A 743-nucleotide genomic window follows, 5' to 3' on the forward strand; every position below is an offset into this window, starting at 1 on the left:
TGAGCGTCGAGGAGAACGGCACGCAGGGCAAAGTCCATGACGAGACTCTTCGAGAAATTCTTGCCGTATCGATTTTCCAGCGCGTTTACCACTCCGCGAAGCATCTCATCAACTTCCTCACTCACATAGCCATTTGGCTTTACGCTTAAATCCGGCTTCTCACTTCTCATTGGTGCTGGCTGATCGATTACCAGCTCCAGGTGTTGCTTGAGTTTCGAGGTCTCTGTCGACTCGTCATCATGTCGACCTTCTGACACATCGCCATAGCTATTTTCCGATGTGTCGTCCTCACGATTTGTCGACATGTCTCTACTACCTCCCACATCCGGTAAGTTGAGTGGAGATTCAGGCCTTTCGTCAGTGTCTTTTTTTTGCTTGGGCATAGCTTACGCTTCGATGGTTCGTTGGATTAACTCACGAGTCAGTTTCTGGTAGATCTCTTCCGCATCCGTCCCCCGAACATGTTCAGCTGGATCAAATCCCCTTGACGCCTCAACCAATTTTGCCCCGAGAGGCACCTTCGTATCGAACACCAGGTCCCCATACGCTTCCTCAATCTGCTGTACACCAGCTTTTGTCTCCCCAAACCGCCAATCGAGGTTGTTCAGGAGCAACCCGATCATCTCTAGGTCCTCATTTATCCGCTGGACCTTTCGAACCGTCGAATTAAGCTGGCCTAGCCCATCCATTGAGAACTGAGCAGCACGGACAGGAACTACAATTCCGTCAGAGGCTGTGAGAGC

The 743-nt window shown here is 50.9% G+C and carries 2 protein-coding genes; both read right to left on the reverse strand.

From position 1 onward, the window contains the following. A partial coding sequence (locus tag EXE46_RS16210; protein WP_137689366.1) for a hypothetical protein occupies positions 1-383 on the reverse strand: 383 nt, incomplete at its 3' end. Between the two features lie 3 nt (positions 384-386). Then, the coding region (locus EXE46_RS16920; protein ID WP_199234207.1) for a ParA family protein at positions 387-743 on the reverse strand (357 nt) is incomplete at its 5' end.

Origin of the sequence: Halorubrum sp. GN11_10-6_MGM, assembly GCF_005435165.1 — an archaeon.
In the GTDB taxonomy this organism is placed as follows: Archaea; Halobacteriota; Halobacteria; order Halobacteriales; family Haloferacaceae; genus Halorubrum.